This is a genomic window from Bradyrhizobium sp. G127 (genome assembly GCF_021502575.1).
Taxonomy (GTDB): domain Bacteria; phylum Pseudomonadota; class Alphaproteobacteria; order Rhizobiales; family Xanthobacteraceae; genus Afipia.
Genome location: NZ_JAKFGN010000002.1, coordinates 496668 through 515104 on the forward strand (window position 1 = coordinate 496668; position 18437 = coordinate 515104).

At 60.9% G+C, this 18437-nt stretch carries 18 protein-coding genes and 1 tRNA gene; 5 read left to right on the top strand and 14 right to left on the bottom strand.

The features are described 5' to 3' along the window. Positions 1–32: 32 nt before the first annotated feature. From recO to rpoZ, 9 genes are all read right to left on the bottom strand, one after another. Positions 33–782, bottom strand: coding sequence for a DNA repair protein RecO (recO, locus tag LVY71_RS14285; RefSeq protein WP_235100532.1), 750 nt, complete (start codon positions 780–782; stop codon positions 33–35). Positions 783–843: 61 nt separating this feature from the next. After that, positions 844–1242 (bottom strand): hypothetical protein, encoded by a 399-nt coding sequence (locus LVY71_RS14290; protein WP_235100533.1) that lies wholly within the window; start codon positions 1240–1242, stop codon positions 844–846. Next, entirely contained in the window at positions 1239–2165 is a 927-nt protein-coding gene (gene era / locus LVY71_RS14295; RefSeq protein WP_235100534.1) for a GTPase Era, read from the bottom strand. The genes LVY71_RS14290 and era overlap by 4 nt, the downstream gene beginning before the upstream one ends. Next, entirely contained in the window at positions 2158–2967 is an 810-nt protein-coding gene (rnc, locus tag LVY71_RS14300; RefSeq protein ID WP_235100535.1) for a ribonuclease III, read from the bottom strand. The genes era and rnc overlap by 8 nt, the downstream gene beginning before the upstream one ends. Then, positions 2964–3722 carry a signal peptidase I gene (lepB, locus tag LVY71_RS14305; protein WP_235100536.1) on the bottom strand — a complete coding sequence of 253 codons (759 nt, stop codon included), beginning with the start codon at positions 3720–3722 and terminating at the stop codon, positions 2964–2966. Before lepB ends, rnc begins: the two co-directional genes overlap by 4 nt. Before the next feature lie 203 nt (positions 3723–3925). Continuing rightward, positions 3926–4345, bottom strand: a complete 420-nt coding sequence (gene acpS / locus LVY71_RS14310; protein ID WP_235100537.1) for a holo-ACP synthase — start codon at positions 4343–4345, stop codon at positions 3926–3928. After that, positions 4342–5109, bottom strand: a complete 768-nt coding sequence (locus LVY71_RS14315; RefSeq protein ID WP_235100538.1) for a pyridoxine 5'-phosphate synthase — start codon at positions 5107–5109, stop codon at positions 4342–4344. The genes acpS and LVY71_RS14315 overlap by 4 nt, the downstream gene beginning before the upstream one ends. A gap of 29 nt (positions 5110–5138) precedes the next feature. Next, positions 5139–7418 carry a RelA/SpoT family protein gene (locus LVY71_RS14320; protein WP_235100539.1) on the bottom strand — a complete coding sequence of 760 codons (2280 nt, stop codon included), beginning with the start codon at positions 7416–7418 and terminating at the stop codon, positions 5139–5141. A gap of 188 nt (positions 7419–7606) precedes the next feature. After that, positions 7607–7999: a DNA-directed RNA polymerase subunit omega gene (gene rpoZ / locus LVY71_RS14325; protein WP_006020886.1), complete on the bottom strand. Its 393-nt coding sequence runs from the start codon at positions 7997–7999 to the stop codon at positions 7607–7609. A 376-nt stretch (positions 8000–8375) separates the two neighbouring features. Between rpoZ and LVY71_RS14330 the strand changes: the two genes are divergently transcribed. Beyond that, positions 8376–9017, top strand: a complete 642-nt coding sequence (locus tag LVY71_RS14330; protein WP_235100540.1) for a LabA-like NYN domain-containing protein — start codon at positions 8376–8378, stop codon at positions 9015–9017. Further along, positions 8995–9705 (top strand): uracil-DNA glycosylase, encoded by a 711-nt coding sequence (locus LVY71_RS14335; protein ID WP_235100541.1) that lies wholly within the window; start codon positions 8995–8997, stop codon positions 9703–9705. Before LVY71_RS14330 ends, LVY71_RS14335 begins: the two co-directional genes overlap by 23 nt. Here LVY71_RS14335 and LVY71_RS14340 read toward each other — a convergent pair. The 4 genes from LVY71_RS14340 to dapA form a co-directional block, all read right to left on the bottom strand. Further along, positions 9702–10277 carry a peroxiredoxin gene (locus LVY71_RS14340; protein ID WP_235100542.1) on the bottom strand — a complete coding sequence of 192 codons (576 nt, stop codon included), beginning with the start codon at positions 10275–10277 and terminating at the stop codon, positions 9702–9704. The genes LVY71_RS14335 and LVY71_RS14340 overlap by 4 nt on opposite strands. Positions 10278–10281: 4 nt before the next feature. Continuing rightward, positions 10282–10755: an SsrA-binding protein SmpB gene (gene smpB, locus LVY71_RS14345; RefSeq protein WP_235100543.1), complete on the bottom strand. Its 474-nt coding sequence runs from the start codon at positions 10753–10755 to the stop codon at positions 10282–10284. A 124-nt stretch (positions 10756–10879) separates the two neighbouring features. Continuing rightward, positions 10880–11293, bottom strand: coding sequence for a large conductance mechanosensitive channel protein MscL (gene mscL, locus LVY71_RS14350; RefSeq protein ID WP_235100544.1), 414 nt, complete (start codon positions 11291–11293; stop codon positions 10880–10882). A gap of 24 nt (positions 11294–11317) precedes the next feature. Next, a complete protein-coding gene (gene dapA, locus LVY71_RS14355) occupies positions 11318–12208 on the bottom strand; it encodes a 4-hydroxy-tetrahydrodipicolinate synthase (RefSeq protein WP_235100545.1) in 891 nt (296 codons plus the stop codon). Between the two features lie 248 nt (positions 12209–12456). Between dapA and LVY71_RS14360 the strand changes: the two genes are divergently transcribed. Together LVY71_RS14360 and LVY71_RS14365 are read left to right on the top strand one after the other, a co-directional pair. Next, positions 12457–14667 carry a lytic transglycosylase domain-containing protein gene (locus tag LVY71_RS14360; RefSeq protein WP_502797581.1) on the top strand — a complete coding sequence of 737 codons (2211 nt, stop codon included), beginning with the start codon at positions 12457–12459 and terminating at the stop codon, positions 14665–14667. Between the two features lie 50 nt (positions 14668–14717). Next, entirely contained in the window at positions 14718–15608 is an 891-nt protein-coding gene (locus LVY71_RS14365; protein ID WP_235100546.1) for an alpha/beta fold hydrolase, read from the top strand. A gap of 194 nt (positions 15609–15802) precedes the next feature. Here the strand turns inward: LVY71_RS14365 and LVY71_RS14370 are convergent, their stop codons facing one another. Then, on the bottom strand, positions 15803–17272 hold the full coding sequence (locus LVY71_RS14370) for a porin (protein ID WP_235100547.1): 1470 nt from the start codon (positions 17270–17272) through the stop codon (positions 15803–15805). Between the two features lie 720 nt (positions 17273–17992). On the opposite strand from LVY71_RS14370, the gene LVY71_RS14375 reads away from it, so the two are divergent. Beyond that, positions 17993–18084: transfer RNA gene (locus LVY71_RS14375), tRNA-Ser, on the top strand. The last annotated feature ends 353 nt before the right edge of the window (positions 18085–18437 follow it).

Genomic DNA, 18437 nt, shown 5'->3' on the forward strand with positions numbered 1-18437 from the left:
GGGTTTTTGAGGCGCAGAACGCCGCTTTTCGCCTATTCGGCAGCCACGCTGGCGCGCGGCCGGAGCACCGCATTGATGAAGCCCTCGCGGGCATCCGAATGACCCTGCCCGCGCGGCTCGAGCACATTCCGCAGCAGGAACAGGCCCGTCAACCGGAAGCCGTCTTCGACATCCTGGCCGGTCCAGCCGTTGGTGCCGTCATCACTCTCGCGCAGGAACGGTGGCAATCGCAACAGCCGGTCTCGCCACGGCTCGCCCGCCTGACGCGACACCGCGCCGCCGGATTTCGGCGACACGTAAATCAGATCGTTCACCGTCCCGCTCGCGGCGCAGGACGACAGATCGAGGCCGAAGCCGAGTTCGGTCAGCATCGCGAGTTCGAACTTCACGAGTTGCACGCCGGCCACGGTGGTATCGTCGAAATCGTTGAGGATGGATTCCAGCATCTCGTAGATGTCTTCATGGGGATCACGCTCGGGCAATAGTCGGACCAGCGAGGCCAGATGCGTCACGCCGTAGACCGCATGCGGAGACGCAAACATAGTCGCCGCGCGCAGCCGCGTCCCCTCGATGGCGTAGTATCCGAGATGTTCGTCGAGGCGCGCCCGCCAGACCGCGTTCACAGTGTTGCCGGGCTGGAGCAGCGGGCGCATGCGCGTGCCCGCGCCGCCGCGCACCAGCCCCAGATGGCGGCCGTGGCTACGCGTCAACAGTTCGACGATGGCGCTGGATTCGCCATGCCGCCGCACGCCAAGAACGATGCCTTCGTCGGTCCATTCCATGAGCGGAGCTTACAGGATTCTGCGCGTTTCTGTCGCCCGGTACATTTCCGGAAAAGCGGGGCTATTCCGGCTGCCGGAACCAGTTCTGCGCATCGCCGGTGAACGAGAAAAACAGGCCCAGCGCGGTTAAGGCCGTCGAGATCACATCCACAAACGTGCTGAACTGCAATCCGGTATCTCCCACCGTCGTGAGGATGGACACCGTCGATAGCACCAGCGCTGCCAAAAGGATCATCCGCGCCCAGTTCCTGCGCCGACGCGCGGCAAGCCACACAAGTTGGACAAATCCCAGCGTCATCGCGACGGCGATGAAGTTGATCGCAAGCTTCGCCGACTCGGTTATGTCGTCGGGCATCCGATCGAGGAACGCAGCCGACAATACGTCGATCAGCAGCGACAGATACAACAGCACTTCAAAGTAGAAGATATTCTTCGGAACCTGAACGTTGGAGCCGTTCATTCTTTTGGAAACTCCAGACCCATCTCGCGATAACGCTCCGGATCGTCGCCCCAGCCGTCCCGCACCTTCACGAACAGAAACAGATGCACCGGGTGGCCAACGATTTCCGCGATCTCCTTGCGCGAGTCCGCGCCGATGGCCTTGATCGTTGCGCCGCCCTTGCCGAGCACGATCTTGCGCTGACTATCGCGCTCCACAAAGATCGTCTGCTCGATCCGCACCGACTTGTCCTTGCGATCGGTCCATGAGTCGGTTTCGACCGTGGACTGATACGGCAACTCCTGATGCAGGTGACGATAAATCTTCTCGCGCGTGATCTCCGCCGCCAGATGCCGCAGCGGCGCGTCGGACATCTGGTCTTCGGGATAGTGAAACGGACCGGGCGGCACCGCCTTGGCAAGCGCACGGCGCAGGTCATCGACGCCATCGCCGGACAGCGCCGCAATCATGAAGGTCTCGGCAAACTTCAGCCGTTCGTTCGCCTGCTGCGCCAGTGCCAGCAGCTTCTCGCGCGGCACCAGATCGATCTTGTTCAGCACCAGAATTTTCGGATGATTGACGGTGGCGAGCTTGCTGAGAATGGCATCAGCCTCCTCGTCAATGCCCGCGCGCGCGTCCAGCAACACGCAGACAAGGTCGGCATCGTGCGCACCGCTCCATGCGGTCGAAACCATCGCGCGATCGAGACGGCGCTTTGGCGCGAAAATACCCGGCGTATCGACAAGGATGATCTGCGCGTTGTCCTCGACCACGATACCGCGGATCAGAGCGCGCGTGGTCTGCACCTTCTTTGAGACGATGGTAACCTTCGAGCCAACCAGCGCATTCACCAGCGTCGACTTGCCGACATTCGGCGCGCCGATCAGGGCGACGAAGCCGCAACGCGTTTCGCGGGCCGTATCATTTTGTGCTTCATCAGGCATCATTGCCGCCCGTCACGCCTTCCCGCTTCAGCAGCGCTGTCGCTGCGAGTTTCTCTGCGGCGCGCTTGCTGCCGCCAACTCCTTCGGCTGCCGCCAGTCCAGGCAATTCCACCGCCACGCGAAACTGCGGATCGTGATGCGGCCCGGTGCGCTCTACCTCGCGATAAACCGGCGTCGGCAGGCCCTTGCCCTGCGCCCATTCCTGCAACACGGTTTTCGGATCGCGCAGCGGCCGTACCGGCTTGCGCATGCGCTCCGTCCAGTTGCGTTCGACGAATTCCGCCGCTGCCGCGTAACCGCCATCGAGGAACACCGCGCCGATCACCGCTTCGCAGATGTCGCCGAGAACGGAGTTGCGCAGCCGCGCGCTCGCGCCCGCGCCGACCGAACCAAGTTTGATCGCTTCATCCAGCCCGAGCGACTTGGCGACATCGGCGCAGGCTTCCCGGCGCACGAGATCGGCGAGACGCTTCGACAGTTCGCCCTCGTCGGCCTTCGGAAACGCGCGATATAGCATGTCCGAAACAATCAGCCCGAGGACGTGGTCGCCGAGAAATTCAAGACGCTGATAGCTGTCTGCGCGGCTGCGCGCGGATTTCAGCGCGGAAACATGCGTGAACGCCGTCGCCAGCAGCGAGGGATCGGCGAAGGTATGACCGATCCGCTGTTCGATGATCTTGGCGGCGGCCTTCGCGCTCGGCCGGCGCGCCTTCTTCGTCGCAGGCTTGACGTCCGCGGCGCCCGTGCTCACGGCGACGTCCGTATCCGGAGGAGTTTTGACGGCTGCGGTATCGCCGCTCATCGCACGATGGAAAAGATACGATTCCAGCGCACCGAGACCGGCCAGCGCCAGAACTGCCAGGCCTGTTCGCCCTCGGCAATGGAGAAGAAGATCATTTGCGCCCGACCGATCAGATTTTCGGAGGGCACATAACCCACGGCGGACAGCACGCGGCTGTCGGTGGAGTTGTCGCGGTTATCGCCCATCATGAAGAAATGTCCGGGCGGCACGGTGTAGACGTTAGTGTTGTCGTAGAAACCGTTATCGACGCAATCGAGCGTCTTGTAGACGACACCGTTGGGCAGCGTTTCCTTCCATTGCTTGACGCGCGCGGTGGCATCCGTGCCGCAAGGATCCTCGCCGACGAAATCGGCCAGCCGCTCACGCTGCACCGGCTTGTCGTTGATGTAGAGCAACCCTTCCTTCATCTGGATACGGTCGCCCGGCAATCCGATGACGCGCTTGATGTAATCGGTGGTGTCGTCCTTCGGCAGACGGAACACGACGATGTCGCCGCGATCGGGATCCGAACCGAATATCCGCCCGGTGAAAAGACGTGGCGACAGCGGGATCGAATAGTGGCTGTAACCGTAAGAATATTTCGAGACGAACAGGTAATCGCCGACCAGCAGCGTCGCCTTCATCGATCCGGACGGAATGTTGAAAGGCTGAAACAGGAAGGTGCGGATCACCAGCGCGATAATGAGTGCGTGAATAACGACGCGGACGGTCTCGCCGACGCCGCCTTCAGATTTGGCCGGGGTTGTCACGCTCATCTGCTCTTTCAAAATCCTGGTTATGCGCCTCCGGACCGGATCACTTCGCCCGAGGAGGCGAACACGCCGCCCAAATCACCCGCGCGGGTTTTAGACGGTTGTCGCAAGTGGCGCAATCAAGAGCGTCATGAAAACTTGCTAATCGTCTGACAAATCAGCGAATTTTAGATTCTTGAGCGATTTGATCCGGGGGCCAGCGCCGATCACTCTCTGACGGCAGGAAATGCCGAAATCATGACAAAAGCCTGTGCCAGCGGCCAATCGTCGGTGATCGTAAGGTCGATCCGCGCCTCATGGCCCGGCGGAATCAGGGATTCCAGCCGCACCAGCGCCCCGCCGGTCAATCTCATGGTGGGACGGCCCCCCGGCAGGTTGATGACACCCATGTCGCGCCACCACACCCCGCGCCGGATGCCGGTACCCAGCGCCTTGGAGCAGGCTTCCTTGGCAGCGAATCGCTTGGCATAGGTCGCCCAGATCAGCTTCGGCATCGCGGAGCGGCGCTCGGCCTTGGCCCGCTCGACGTCGGTAAAGATGCGATCGATGAAGCGGTCGCCGTGACGGCCGATCACCTTCTCGATGCGGGTGATATCGATGATGTCCGATCCGATGCCGATAATCATAGGTAGGTCCGGAGCGTCTTGCGGCCGCGGTCCATCGCCGCGCGCATATCGAGCACGGTTTGCGTGAGGCCTACGAACATCGCCTCGCCCATCATGAAATATCCGATGTTGAGTTCGACGATCTGCGGCAACGCTGCGATCTTCTCGGCAGTGACATAGTCGAGTCCATGCCCCGCATGCACCTCGAGCCCGGCGGATTGCGCCAGCGCCGCGCCGGATACGATCCGCTGCCACTCCGACTCTGCCTTCGCCTTGTCGTCGGCGACCACGGCATCACACCAGGCACCGGTGTGAATCTCGATCACGGGCGCACGCAGCTTCGCCGCCATTTCGATCTGCGCCGGATCGGCTGCGATAAAGAGCGAGACCCGCACGCCAGCATCGTTCAGCCGCGTGATGAATGGCGCAAGTGCTTTTTGCTGCCCGACCACATCGAGGCCCCCTTCGGTGGTCAGTTCCTCTCGCCGCTCAGGGACGAGACACACCGCATGCGGCCCGGTTGCGAGCGCGATCCGCAGCATGTCTTCCGTCGCGGCCATTTCGAAATTCAGCGGCTTGGAGATTTCAGCCTTGAGCCGCGTCATGTCGTCGTCGCGAATATGGCGGCGATCCTCGCGCAGATGCGCTGTGATGCCATCGGCGCCGGCTTCGATCGCCAGCAGTGCGGCCCGCACCGGATCGGGCGCACGCCCGTTGCGGGCGTTGCGCAGGGTCGCGACGTGATCGACATTGACCCCGAGACGCAGCGGCGGAAGGACTGACATGGAAACGGAAACCCGGATAGCGATGGCAATTAGCCGTTAATGCGATCGACACTGGCGACGACCGCCTTGGCGCGAAGCTGCGCGATAATACCGTTCAAATGCTTGAGGTCATAGACCTCAAGATCGATGGTCAGTTCTGTGAAATCCGGCGACCGGCGGCTCATATTGATGTTGTCGATATTGCCGTCATGTTCCGCGATGACACCCGCGACCTGCGCAAGACTTCCCGGCTCGTTGACGTTCTGCACCAGCAACCGCGCCGGAAACCGGCGGGGCGCCGCCTCATCCGTATCCCAGCGCACGTCGAGCCAGCGCTCCGGCTCCTCCTCAAAATCCTTCAGCGCCGGTGACTGGATCGGATAGATCGTGATCCCCTCACCCGGTGTCACAATGCCGACGATGCGGTCGCCAGGCACGGCACCGCCGTTCGGCGCGAACTTCACCGGCAGGTCGCTGTTGATGCCGCGAATCGGGATCGCGTTCGAAGTCTTGGCGTCGCCCGCAGGCTTCGACTTCGCGCCGGCAGCCTTCTTGCCGCTGAGCCGCGCCTCTTCCTTGTAATCGGGATACATCGCACGGGCGACATCGGACGCTTTCATCTCACCGCGTCCGACGGCCGCCATCACATCGTCGATGGAAGCGCGGGCGAGACGCGGCAACGCGCCCTTCAGCTTGTCGTCGGCGTAAACGATCTTGGCACGCATGAACAAGCGCTCGACAATGCGCCGGCCGAGGCCGGCATACTGATCGCGCACGGCGGTGCGCGTGGCGCGGCGGATGGCCGCCTTGGCTTTGCCTGTAACTGCAAGGGATTCCCATGCTGTCGGAGGCGCCGATTGCGCCTGCGACGTCAGCACCTCCACCTCGTCGCCATTCTGCAATTCGGACGACAGCGGCGCGAACTTGCCGTTGATCTTGCAGCCCACCGCGCTGTTGCCGACGTCGGTATGCACGGCATAGGCGAAGTCGATAACATTGGCACGGCGCGGCAGCGCGATCAGTTTCCCCTTCGGGGTGAAGCAGAACACCTGATCGTGGAAAAGCTCCATCTTGGTGTGTTCGAGAAATTCTTCCGGATTAGCGCTTTCCGAAAGCACCTCGACCGTGTGCCGCAACCATGCGAACGCGTTGGACTCGCGCTCAAGCCGTTCGGTGGGCGAACCGACGCCGTCCTTGTAGAAGGCATGCGCGGCGATGCCGTATTCGTTGACGCGATCCATTTCCTCGGTGCGAATCTGCAGTTCGACGCGCTGCTTGCCGGGGCCGATCACCGTGGTGTGGATCGAGCGATAGTCGTTCTGCTTCGGCGTCGAGATATAATCCTTGAACCGCCCTGGCACGACGGGCCACGTCGTGTGCACGATGCCGACCGTGCGATAGACTTCCGCGATGCTGTTGACGATGATGCGGAAGCCAAAGATGTCGGACAGCTGCTCGAAACCGACCGATTTGCGCTCCATCTTCATCCAGATCGAGAAAGGCTGCTTGCGGCGGCCCTTCACCTGCGCGTTGACACCGTTCTTGGTAAGTTTGGCAGACAGTTGGGCTTCGATCTCGCCGATCAGATTGCGGTCGCGCTCTTCCAGAGCATCGAGGCGCTGCACGACCACGGCGTGAGCATCCGGATCGATCACCTTGAACGCGAGATCTTCCAATTCCTCGCGCATTTCCTGCATACCCATGCGGCCTGCGAGCGGCGCATAGATGTCCAGCGTCTCTTCCGCGATCCGGTGACGCGACGCGGGCGGTACGAATTCCAGCGTTCGCATATTGTGCAGCCGGTCGGCGAGCTTGATGAGCAGCACGCGCACGTCATCCGCAATCGCAAGCAACAGCTTACGAAGATTTTCGGCCTGCTTGGCTTCGCGCGACACCAGTTCGAGCCGCTTGAGCTTGGTCAGCCCTTCCACCAGCGCGCCGATTTCGTGACCGAACATCTGGTCGATTTCGGTGCGGGTCGATTCGGTATCTTCGATAGTGTCGTGAAGCAGCGCCGCAACGATGGTTGCATCGTCCAGCTTCAGATTGGTGAGGATCGCCGCCACTTCCAGCGGATGCGAAAAGTACGGATCGCCCGACGCGCGTGTCTGCTCGCCATGAGCCATCATGGCGTAGACGTAAGCCCGATTGAGCAGATCTTCGTCGGTGTTCGGATTATAGGCCCGGACCCGGTCCACAAGGTCGTATTGCCGCATCATCTTGGCGCGCGGCGGCTTCTTGACCGGCGCGGCCAAAGGCGCAGCCGGAGCCTCGGCGACCGCTTCGGTCGCCGCCTGCATTTGGGGCTGATTTCGGCGCCAGATGGCCATCCGCTTTGCTGCCTCGAAGAGCGATTTAAAAAGGAACCGCTATCAACAATATCACCGGCTTCGCCGGTCACCACAAGGAAGCCCCTAAAAATGTCAATAAATGCAAAGGCCCGGGCGATCCGCCCGGGCCTTTGCGAAAATTTGATTCAAGCCCCCAAAACTCGGGATCGCAGGCGAGCGAATGTATCCTATTCGTCTTCCTCGGGCTGCTCTTCGGGAGGCGCGAGACCTTCCAAGCCCTTCAGGAGCTCTTCTTCCGTCATACGCTCGACGGCCACTTCGGTGTCGTCGGCGTCCACGGAGGCCCCCGCGGAGCCGATCAGAGGCACGGTATCGGGTTCCGGCTCGTCCACTTCGACGAATTTCTGCAGCGAATGGACCAATTCTTCCCGCAAATCTTCCGGAGAAATGGTCGTATCGGCGATTTCGCGTAGCGAAACGACCGGATTTTTGTCATTATCCCGGTCAATGGTCAAAGGCGAGCCGGACGAGATCATGCGGGCGCGGTGCGCGGCCAACAGGACGAGGTCGAACCGGTTGTCGACCTTATCGATACAATCTTCAACAGTGACGCGCGCCATCGGCTGCCGCTCCGGGTCTGGACCTGAAAATATGTCGCTATGCGCGCTAGGTATAGCGACCGGCGTGTTTCCGCAAGCAAGAATTTCAGGGTGGGCGTTAAAACAGCCTCTCCCGGAAGCCTGCCCCTGGCGCATGGCTGCGAGGCAATTAGTCCAATGGACAAGAAATCGCTTTATTCATCTAACAAAGAACATCCTCTTTCATCCAGAAGGATGATGAAGTGAATGTTGGCACCGTCACGCATGCCGGGTTGGCTTTGACGGCCCTAATCCTTAAAGAATCCCGTAGCGTGGATAGCTGAAATCCACGCACCAGTGCAGCGCCCCAAAACGCTGCGCCAAAAATATACTAATACAACGATGCGAGAAAAAACTGATGCCTTCTGCCACGAACAAGATCGCGCTGTTTATTGACGGTGCCAACCTCTATGCAACAGCGAAGACTCTTGGTTTCGATATCGACTACAAGCGCCTTCTGCTTGAATTCCAGAGTCGTGGCACTCTGGTGCGAGCCTTCTATTACACCGCCATCATCGAGGATCAGGAGTACTCATCAATCAGGCCGTTGATCGACTGGCTGGATTACAACGGCTACACGGTGGTGACCAAGGCGACGAAAGAATTCATCGACGCCTCGGGACGCCGCAAGGTGAAAGGCAACATGGACATCGAACTTGCGGTGGATGCCATGGAGCTGGCTGAAAACATCGACCAGATGGTGCTGTTCTCGGGCGACGGGGATTTCCGCTCGCTGGTCGAGGCTGTGCAGCGCCGCGGCGTGCGGGTGACGGTCGTCTCCACCATCTCCAGCCAGCCTCCGATGATCGCCGACGAATTGCGCCGGCAGGCGGATGTCTTTACTGATCTGGTGCAGCTACAGTCCAAACTCGGCCGCGATCCGAGCGAGCGCCCTGCTCCCCGTGAACCGCGCGAACCTCGTCAGCACACGCCGCAATTCCTGCAGCGAAGCACGAGCACCATTGTACCGCGAGGCGATGCCGACCAATTCGACGATTGAGGACAAGACCAAGGAAAGCCGGCGCAACAGCGCCGGCCCTGCCGTCTCCGTTGCAGGGCAATCAAACGAACCCGGCCCGGATTGCCCTCTTTGCCCCCGCCTAAAAGATTATCGCGACGCCAATCGCGCGCTGCACCCGCATTGGTACAATGCGCCCGTCCACTCTTTCGGGCCCGCCGATGCGCGGCTTGTGATCGTGGGCCTCGCGCCCGGCCTGCAAGGCGCCAATCGCACGGGACGGCCTTTTACCGGCGACTTTGCAGGCGATCTTCTTTACGGGACGCTGACGGAGCTGGGCTTCGCGCGGGGATCGTATGAGGCCCGGCCCGATGATGGGATGACCCTTGTCGATTGCCGGATCGCCAACGCTGTGCGTTGCGTGCCCCCACAGAACAAACCTTTACCTGTGGAAATCAACACCTGCCGCCCGTTCTTGCGCGCCGCGATCGATGAGATGCCGCGCCTGCGAGCCATTGTCGCGCTGGGGCGTGTCTCACACGATTCAACCCTGAAGATGCTCGGCATTCGCGCTGCGGCCGCACCGTTCGCACATGGCGCAGAACATCAGGCAGGATCAGTCCGGCTATTCGATAGCTACCATTGCTCGCGATACAACACGAACACGCGCGTCCTTACGCCTGAAATGTTCAGGGCCGTGTTCGCCCGGGTGCGGGAGTATCTGGGTTAGCGCGGATTTTCCTGCAGCCACGTCAGAACGTCACCCGCATTCCTATCCGGCGGGAACACCGGATAGAACACATGCGCGATCGCTGCATCATCGATGACCAGCGCCAGGCGCTTGATCAGCGTCAGACCCGCCACATCCATTGAAGGCAGCTTGAGCGCGCGCGCCATCGCAAGAGCGCTGTCGGACAGCACCTGAAACGGCACGTGCAGCCGCTCCACCATCTCGCGCTGATAGGCCGTGTCCTGAGTCGAAATCCCGAAAACGTGCCTCGCGCCGGCTTCCCTGAGATCCTTGAACAGATCGCGAAACGCGCAGGTCTGCGGCGTACAGCCACGCGCACCGGGAATCATGTCCCAGTCGTCCACAAGGCTGATCTTTCCCGGTTCGCCGGTGCGCGGATAGGCAAACAGCACCACCCGCCCCGGCAACGATGCAAGCGTGACTGACGTCCCGTCGGTCGCAGGCAAGGTCACCGGCGGGATTTTCATGCCGACAAGATGCCCTGCGGCTCCGTCATCCAGGGGCGCTGGAATTTTGCTCCAGTCGACCCCCATCAGGTTTGGCTGGCTCATGATTTCAACCTCTCGCCCGCAGCAGTCGGCCCTTCTCGCGCTCCCAATCCCGCTTTTTCTCGGTGTCGCGCTTGTCGTGCAGCTTCTTGCCCTTGGCAAGACCGAGCTGCAGTTTGATGCGGCCGCGCTCATTGAAATACATCTTGAGCGGAATCAGCGTCATGCCTTCGCGCTCGATGGCGCTAGCGAGCTTGTTGATCTCTTTCTTGTGCAGCAGCAGTTTGCGCAGCCGCTTCGGCTCGTGATTGAAGCGATTCGCCTGCAGATATTCCGGGATATTTGCGTTCACCAGCCAGATTTCGCCGTCCTTGGCATCGGCATAGGACTCAGCGATCGTGGTCTTGCCGCCGCGTATCGACTTCACCTCGGTGCCGGTCAGTACGATGCCTGCCTCGACGGTATCCTCGATGGCATAATTGAATCGGGCCTTGCGGTTTTCCGCAACGACCTTGATCGGTTTTTCTTTCTTTTCGGCCATCAAGTGCCTCGGAGCGTGGTCGCGCGACAAGCAGCGCGCGAGAGAACGCAATCCTCCAGAATGAAGCTGACTGCACTTCCGAACAGATTTGCGCTGTCAGAGAATCTGCTGCGTTAGATAGTGATTATTTCGATTTCAACAGGTCACGAATTTCCGTCAGCAGCACTTCTTCTTTCGTGGGTGCGGCTGGTGCAGGCGCAGCCTCTTCCTTGGCTTTCAGCCGATTCATGAGACGGATCACCAGGAACAGCACGAACGCAACAATGAGGAAGTTCAGCGTTAGTGTGAGAAAACTGCCCCAGGCCAGCACCGCCCCCTGCTTTTTCGCATCGGCAAGGTTTGTTGCGGTAACCGATTTGGAGAGGCCGGTGAAATAGTTCGAGAAGTCGAGCCCGCCCGTCACCGCACCGATAATCGGCATGATGATGTCCGATACCATGGACGTGACGATGGCTCCAAACGCCGCCCCGATGATCACACCGACCGCGAGGTCGACGACGTTGCCTTTCAGGGCGAATTTCTTGAATTCCTCAAGCATCGGCAACCTCCATCCGTTGCGGCGTCAGTTCAACAATCCTGCATACACCATCGCATCGCGGATCACCTTGCCGGTCGGCGGCGTCACCGGCATCAGCGGCAGACGCACTTCTTCATGCACGCGGCCCAAGAGCTTCAGGCCGTGCTTTGCGCCGGCGAGGCCCGGCTCCTTGAAGATGGCATCGTGCAGCGGCGTCAGCCGATCCTGGATCTTGAGCGCGCCGGCATAATCGCCCTTCAGCACCGCGGACATCAGGTCGGCACAGTGCTTCGGCGCGACGTTGGCAACGACCGAAATACATCCATGGCCGCCCGCGGCCATATAGGCGAGCGCCGTCATATCTTCGCCCGAGAGCTGGATGAAATCCGGTCCCATGGCGTGGCGCTGCTGCGAGACGCGCGCAAGATTGGCGGTCGCATCCTTCACGCCCGCGATGTTCTTCAGTTCGAACAGCCGCGTCATTGTCTCAACCGACAGATCGACCACCGAGCGTGGCGGAATGTTGTAGATGAAAATCGGAATCCCGATCGCATCGTTCACCGCCTTGAAGTGGTGATACATGCCTTCCTGGGTTGGCTTGTTGTAGTAAGGCGTCACCACAAGAACCGCATCTGCCCCAGCCTTCTCGGCATGCTTCGCCAGCGCGACCGCTTCCTTGGTCGAGTTGGAGCCCGCGCCTGCGATCACGGGGACGCGGCCCTTCGCCTCCTCGACGACCCATTCGGTCACCTTGTTGTGCTCGTCATGAGTCAACGTCGGGCTTTCGCCGGTCGTGCCGACGGGAACGAGACCATGCGATCCCTGCTCGATCTGCCAGTTGACCAGTTCACGCAAGCCGGCTTCGTCCAGCGCGCCATTTTTGAACGGCGTAACCAAGGCGGTAAAGGAACCTCCAAACTTCGTCTTGACTGCCATGGTCGTTCTCCGAACGCGTATCGCGACGCTATGATTTTGGGACAGATTGATACCGGGTCCGGGGGCGCGATGAAAGTCCCTGCCTTTGGGACTGATGCATGGGCGCTCCAAAACAGCCTGCACCAGCCGCTATTTTGCCGCGGTGTTGCGACAATGTGCCCCTTCTAACACATTTGATGTTTTGTCCACATATTCAATGCCCTACACCGAAGGTGAAGGCTCTTGATGATTCGCCCCGCAGGCTGCCCGTGACGCCATTTGCTCCTTCATCGGTGGGACTAGCCCGGCGCAAGCGCTGGGGTGCCGCGCTGCTCGGTGCAGCGGCGATCTCACTGGCATCGCACGCGGCGCTTGGAGTTCCGCTGCCCAAGCCGCGACCGATCCCCCGCAACGTGACTCCGCAGACCGTCCCGGCGAAGCCTGCGCCGCCACCAGCCTCGTCCGCCAAAGCAACCCCGCTCGCCCCCGCGCCGAAAGTCTCCGACCAGTCGGCCGCGCGCCCTGCTCCGCCGAAGAAGCCTTCGGCGCCCCTGGCCATGTCCACCACATCATCCACCTCGAAGGCGGATGCGGATACGCTTGAGCAGGTCATCGAACTGGTGCGCAACAAAAAGCCGGCCGATGCCACGCAGCTTCAGGCATCGATCGGCGACCCGGTCGCACGCAAACTGGCTGAATGGATCATCCTGCGCAGCGATGACAACGGCGCATCGTCCGATCGGTACAAGGCGTTCATCACAGAAAATCCGAGCTGGCCGAGCCAGACATTCCTGCGGCGGCGCGGCGAAGCTGCATTGTGGGACGACAAGCGGGATGATTCCGTTGTCCTCGCATTCTTCAACGGCGAGCAGCCGATTTCCGCCAAAGGCCGCTTCATGCTCGCACGAGCATTGCTCGCACGCGGCGATCGTCCGAGCGCCGAGCGGCTGGTGCGAGAGGCTTGGCGCGGCGATTCCTTTTCATCCGACACCGAAGAGACCGCGTTCGACAGGTTCGGCACGCTGCTGACGGCCGGTGACATCAAGGTCCGGATGGATATGCTGCTGTACAGCGGCGACAACGCGGAAGCCGGGCTGCGGTCCGCCAAGCGGCTCGGCAGCGGCCATGTCGCGCTCGCCAAGGCGCGGATTGCCCTCAACAAGAAGGCTTCGAACGCGAAGGCCCTGCTCGACGCGGTCCCGGGCGACCTACACAACGATCCACTCTATCTTTTCAGCAAGGCACAGTGGCTGCGGCGCGAAGACAAGTTCGCGGAAGCCGCGCGCACCATGCAGGCCGCGCCGCGCGATCCGGCGCGGCTCGTCAATGCCGACGAATGGTGGATCGAGCGGCGGCTGCTGGCGCGCAAGCTGCTCGACACCAATGAACCGCGGACCGCTTACGCTGTTGCCCGCGATGCATCTCTGCCCGCGCGCGATATCTACAAGACCGAGCAGGAATTCACCGCGGGGTGGATCGCGTTGCGTTTCCTCAACGATCCGAATCTTGCCGCCCAGCATTTCGCCCGCATCGGCGTCGGCAGCGTCAATCCGACCGCGCTGGCCCGTGCCGGTTACTGGCAAGGCCGCGCAGCGGAGGCTGCGGGACGAACGCAGGAAGCCCGCGCAGGATATGAAGCGGCGGCGGCGCAATCGACCAGCTATTACGGTCAGCTCGCGCGGGCCAAGCTGGGATTGCCCCAGATTGCGCTGAACGGCCCACCGGGACGCTCGCGCAACGGCGAGAGACTGGAAATCGTCCGCGCGGTCGATCTGCTCTATGCACTGGATGAACGCGAGCTTGCGATTCCAATCCTGGCAGACATGGGCGAGCGCGCCGATATGGATGCCCTGCTCGCGCTCTGCGAATTGACCCAGCGGCGCGACGATGCGCGGGGCATGCTGATGGTCGGCAAGGCTGCACTCAACCGCGGCATGCCGTTCGATCACTATGCCTATCCCGTCAGCGGCATCCCGCCCTACAAGGATTTCGGACCCGAAGTCGAAAAAGCGATTGTGTTCGCCATCGCCCGCCAGGAAAGCGCGTTTAACCCGGCGGTGGTCTCTCCGGCCAACGCCTATGGCCTGATGCAGGTGACGCCGGCCGCCGGCAAATACGTCGCCAAGCGCCACGGTGCGACGTTCGATCTGGCCCGGCTGAAGTCCGATCCCGCCTACAATGCCGCGTTCGGTGCGGCCGAACTCGGCGGATTGATCGAGGACTACCGTGGCTCCTACATCATGACATTCGCCGGCTACAATGCCGGCCGCGGCAGCGTGCGCAAGTGGATCGAGCGTTATGGCGACCCGCGTGATCCCAAGGTGGATGCAGTCGACTGGGTCGAGCAGATTCCATTCGCGGAAACGCGCAACTACGTTCAGAGGATCATGGAAAATCTGCAGGTCTACCGCGCCCGGTTTGGCGGCGGGTCAAAACTGCTGATCGAGGCGGATTTGCGCCGCGGTGCGAGCGTGGAATAGACTGGCTCCTTAGCCCCGCCTTCTACACCGAACCACAGAGACCTCGGCAAATGTCCAGCTCGTTTCGTGACGTCTTCTGTCAGTCGGCCGACGGGCTGAAACTTCATGCAAAGGTCGTCGGCCCCGATGACAGCACCGCGCTGCCGGTGCTGTGCCTGCCCGGCCTGACGCGGACCGCCGACGATTTCGATGACATCGCCAGCGCCATTGCCACGGACACCAAAGCACCCCGCAAGGTGGTGGCTGTCGATTATCGCGGCCGCGGCCTGTCGGACTACGATCCGGATCCCGCCAAATACACGGTCCCCGTCGAACTGGTCGATGTCCTTACCATCGCCGCTTCGCTGGGTATTTCACGCGCGATTCTGCTCGGCACCTCGCGCGGCGGCCTGATTTCGATGGCGCTGGCGGCGGCGCAGCCTCAGTTGCTGGCCGGTGTGGTTCTGAACGACATCGGCCCTGCGCTTGAGATCGGCGGCCTGATGAAGATCAAGGGCTATATCGCCAATCCGCCGCCCCGGCAGACATGGGACGAGGCAGCCCGCGGGCTGAAGGAGCTGTTCGGCACCGTTTTTCCTTCGCTTACCGATGCGGAATGGATGGCGTGGGCCCGACGGGCGTTCCGGGAAAAGGCCGAAGGCGGATTGGAACGGACCTACGATCTGAAACTCGCGCATACGCTGGATGGCCTCGACCCCGCCAATCCGCTGCCACAGGTGTGGGAGTTGTTCGACAAGCTGGCCAGCGTGCCGCTGATGCTGATCCATGGCGGCCTCTCCGACCTGCTGTCCCCGCAGGGCGTGCGGGACATGGTCGCGCGACGCAGCGACATCGACCTGGTGGAAGTGGCCGATCAGGGTCACGCGCCCCTGCTGGCGGACAGGCCTACGATAGAGCGTATCGTCGCGTTCTGCGCGCGGTGCGATGGGGCGAAGATCTAACCCGTCCCGCACTTCTCAGCGATGATTGCAGCTCCTCTCCTCGCCCCCGCGAGCGGCGAGTGCCCATTCCTTTTTGAAACGCGGGAATGCGCGGAGAGAACCTTCTGCACTTCAGGCCGCAAAGAAAAACCCCCGGCAGTTTCCTGCCGGAGGTCTTTTTTAGTTCAGGCTGTAATCGCCGTGAGGCGGTTACATTACCAGGTGCGGCGCACGCGGATGTTGCCAGAGACGATGCCCTGATCCTTGTACTCGTAAGTACCAGCCGGCTTGAAGGTAGTCGGCGCAGTCGTCGAGGTCAGTGTGCCCGTGTTGTTCTGGTCGAGCGTGGTGTACATGACTTCGGCACTGAACGTCAGGTTCTGGACAGGAGTCCAGGCCGTGCGGCTGCCGATCTGCCAGATGTTGTAATCTGGGTTGCAAGTAGCACCGACGCTGCGGGTAGTACCAGCAGCAGGAGCGGCGCAGAGGATCGCCGACGCATTGGTGTTGAAGTCGACGTTGGTGTAGCTGCCGAACACGCTGGTTTCCCAATTCGGGGTCCAGTTATGAACGAAAGCGCCCTGGAAGCCCCAGGCCTTCGTCTTCTCGATCGATCCGCCAGTCGCGAAAACGCCGTCTGCAACCGGGAAGGCCGCGAACGTGTTGTATCCGAGCCCGCCTTCACCGCCACCGTAGGAAGCGAACGAGGTTCCGGTAACGCCGCTGATCACGTACTTGATCGCGCCGTCGGTGTAGATACCGCTGATGGACAGCTTATCGCCAGGTCCGGTCGGCAGGTTCTTCAACTGAAGACCGCCCTGGATGGCGAAGCCCCAGGCATCGCTCGGATGTCCGGTGGTCTCGTTCGCGCCATAATAGGTGGAGTGGATGTTATGAGCAGCAGCCGACAGCTGAGCGGTGAACGCAGCCTGGTCGATCTTGATGTTGCCCGTAATGTCCGGAGCGGTGTTGCCGCCGGAGGCGCTAGCATACACCCCCGTGTAGAGGTTAGCAGCGGTTGGAGCCGCGCTGCCGTTGATCAACGGGCCGCGGAAGATACCGCGTGCGTCTTCGACCGCGACCGACGCCGAAACGCCGTTACCGAACTGCCAAGTGTAGGCAGCCTGAGTAACGCCAGTCGCGTCATCGTAAGCACCGAGGGTGAACGAGTTGTTCTGGTTGCCGCCGTAGGCACCCCATGGCGTCTGGAACACCGAGACCGCCTTACCGAAGGTGAAGCCGGCGAACTGAACGAAGCCATAGTCCATGGTGAGAACGCCGCTCGACGGACCTTCACCGGTGGAGTGCTGGAAGTTGCTCGACCAGAAGGTACGGACAACGCCGTATTCAGTGGCGGTGCGGGTGTCGATGTTCAGCTGGGTACGCGTACGAGTGGTGAAGAAGTCAGCATCACGGCTGTGCGCACCGTTGACGTCCGTTGCAACAACCTGCCACGCCGGCTTGCCGTAGTTGCCGCCGTTGAAGTTCGCGTCAGCCTGAACGTAGCCGCCCAGCTTGATGCAGGTGTCGGTACCGGGGATATAATAGAAACCGGCGCCATAAAGGGAGCAGATCTTCACGTACTGAACGGCTTTCGCCTTCACCGGAAGATCAGCTGCCTGTGCTCCAGCGGATGCTGCGATAACCGCAGCCGATCCGAGGATAAGGCTCTTAATCTTGCTCATAAAACCTCCAAGTTTTGCTCTGTTAGGGAAGGTTCCGGTCCGTCGGTGTAAGTCACACCTTGGGGTGGTTCCCTTAATCCCCGCTAACCGCTCGGCCGCCTCGCGCTTTCGGACACTCCCGCTGAACGCGAGCGACTTAAGCGAAACCACCTAACGGAACGACCTCGGGATGCCCCCCTCCGTCGCTTCACAGACAATTGCTCAACACTTGTGATCAAGCAACAAAGGACCGCCTTGAAACGGTGCGGTTCCAGCCGTTTTTAGGGATGTGTTGCACAAATAGCACGCAATCGGCTCAACTCGAACGGTGTAAGATATTGTTATTATTATATTTTTAGAGCAATTACAAAACCGCCCCAAATATAGACCAACGGGTGCCACAAACGGCTCACGCCCCTCTGAGAGTTCGATATGCCCGAATCGAAGCTCCGCAAAAAATTACTGCGTTGATGATTACGCTCGCGGTCCCGATCGATGAAATCGCTGATCCGCCGCGACGTACTCTCATTACTAAGACGCCACGGACCAACTCGAAGCATGCCTTGTAAGGGGGCGGTAAACGGAATTTGCGGCTTGCGAATCCAAACAATGCCTCCATCCGTCATGGTAGCTGGCGGATCATGCCGACAGGACGGTGAAAGCGGCGCAATGAAGGGGCTAACCCTGAAAAACGTCCGGGCGACTTGCAGCCTGCCGATGTGTAAGGCATATCGAGCCTGTGGAGACGTGGCCGAGCGGCTGAAGGCACTCGTTTGCTAAATGAGCATACCTTGAAAAGGGTATCGAGGGTTCGAATCCCTCCGTCTCCGCCAGCCTTGCCATAGCGATCGGTGTTTAACGCGCCCCTTGACGCCCGCATAACTCAGAAAATTCAAGACCTGAGCATATATGAAGAAACCGGCCGAAAACCTTGGGGCAGCAAGCCAATCAACACCCCCTAGTTTCGCCCTGCTCCGAGCAGCACGAAAACGTGCACCTGTCGCCTTTGCCGACCTCTTTCTCCGCCGAGCAATAATGTCCACTCAACGGCGGCGCGCGACGCTGTCTGGGCAGAGGCGTCCTCCTCATCACATGCATTGGATTGACATTCGCCGGACGCGTCGGAGCGAGCGCGTTCAAGGCTCTCGGCCAGCCTGAGAGTTCGTCACGGCGTTGCTGGAAGACT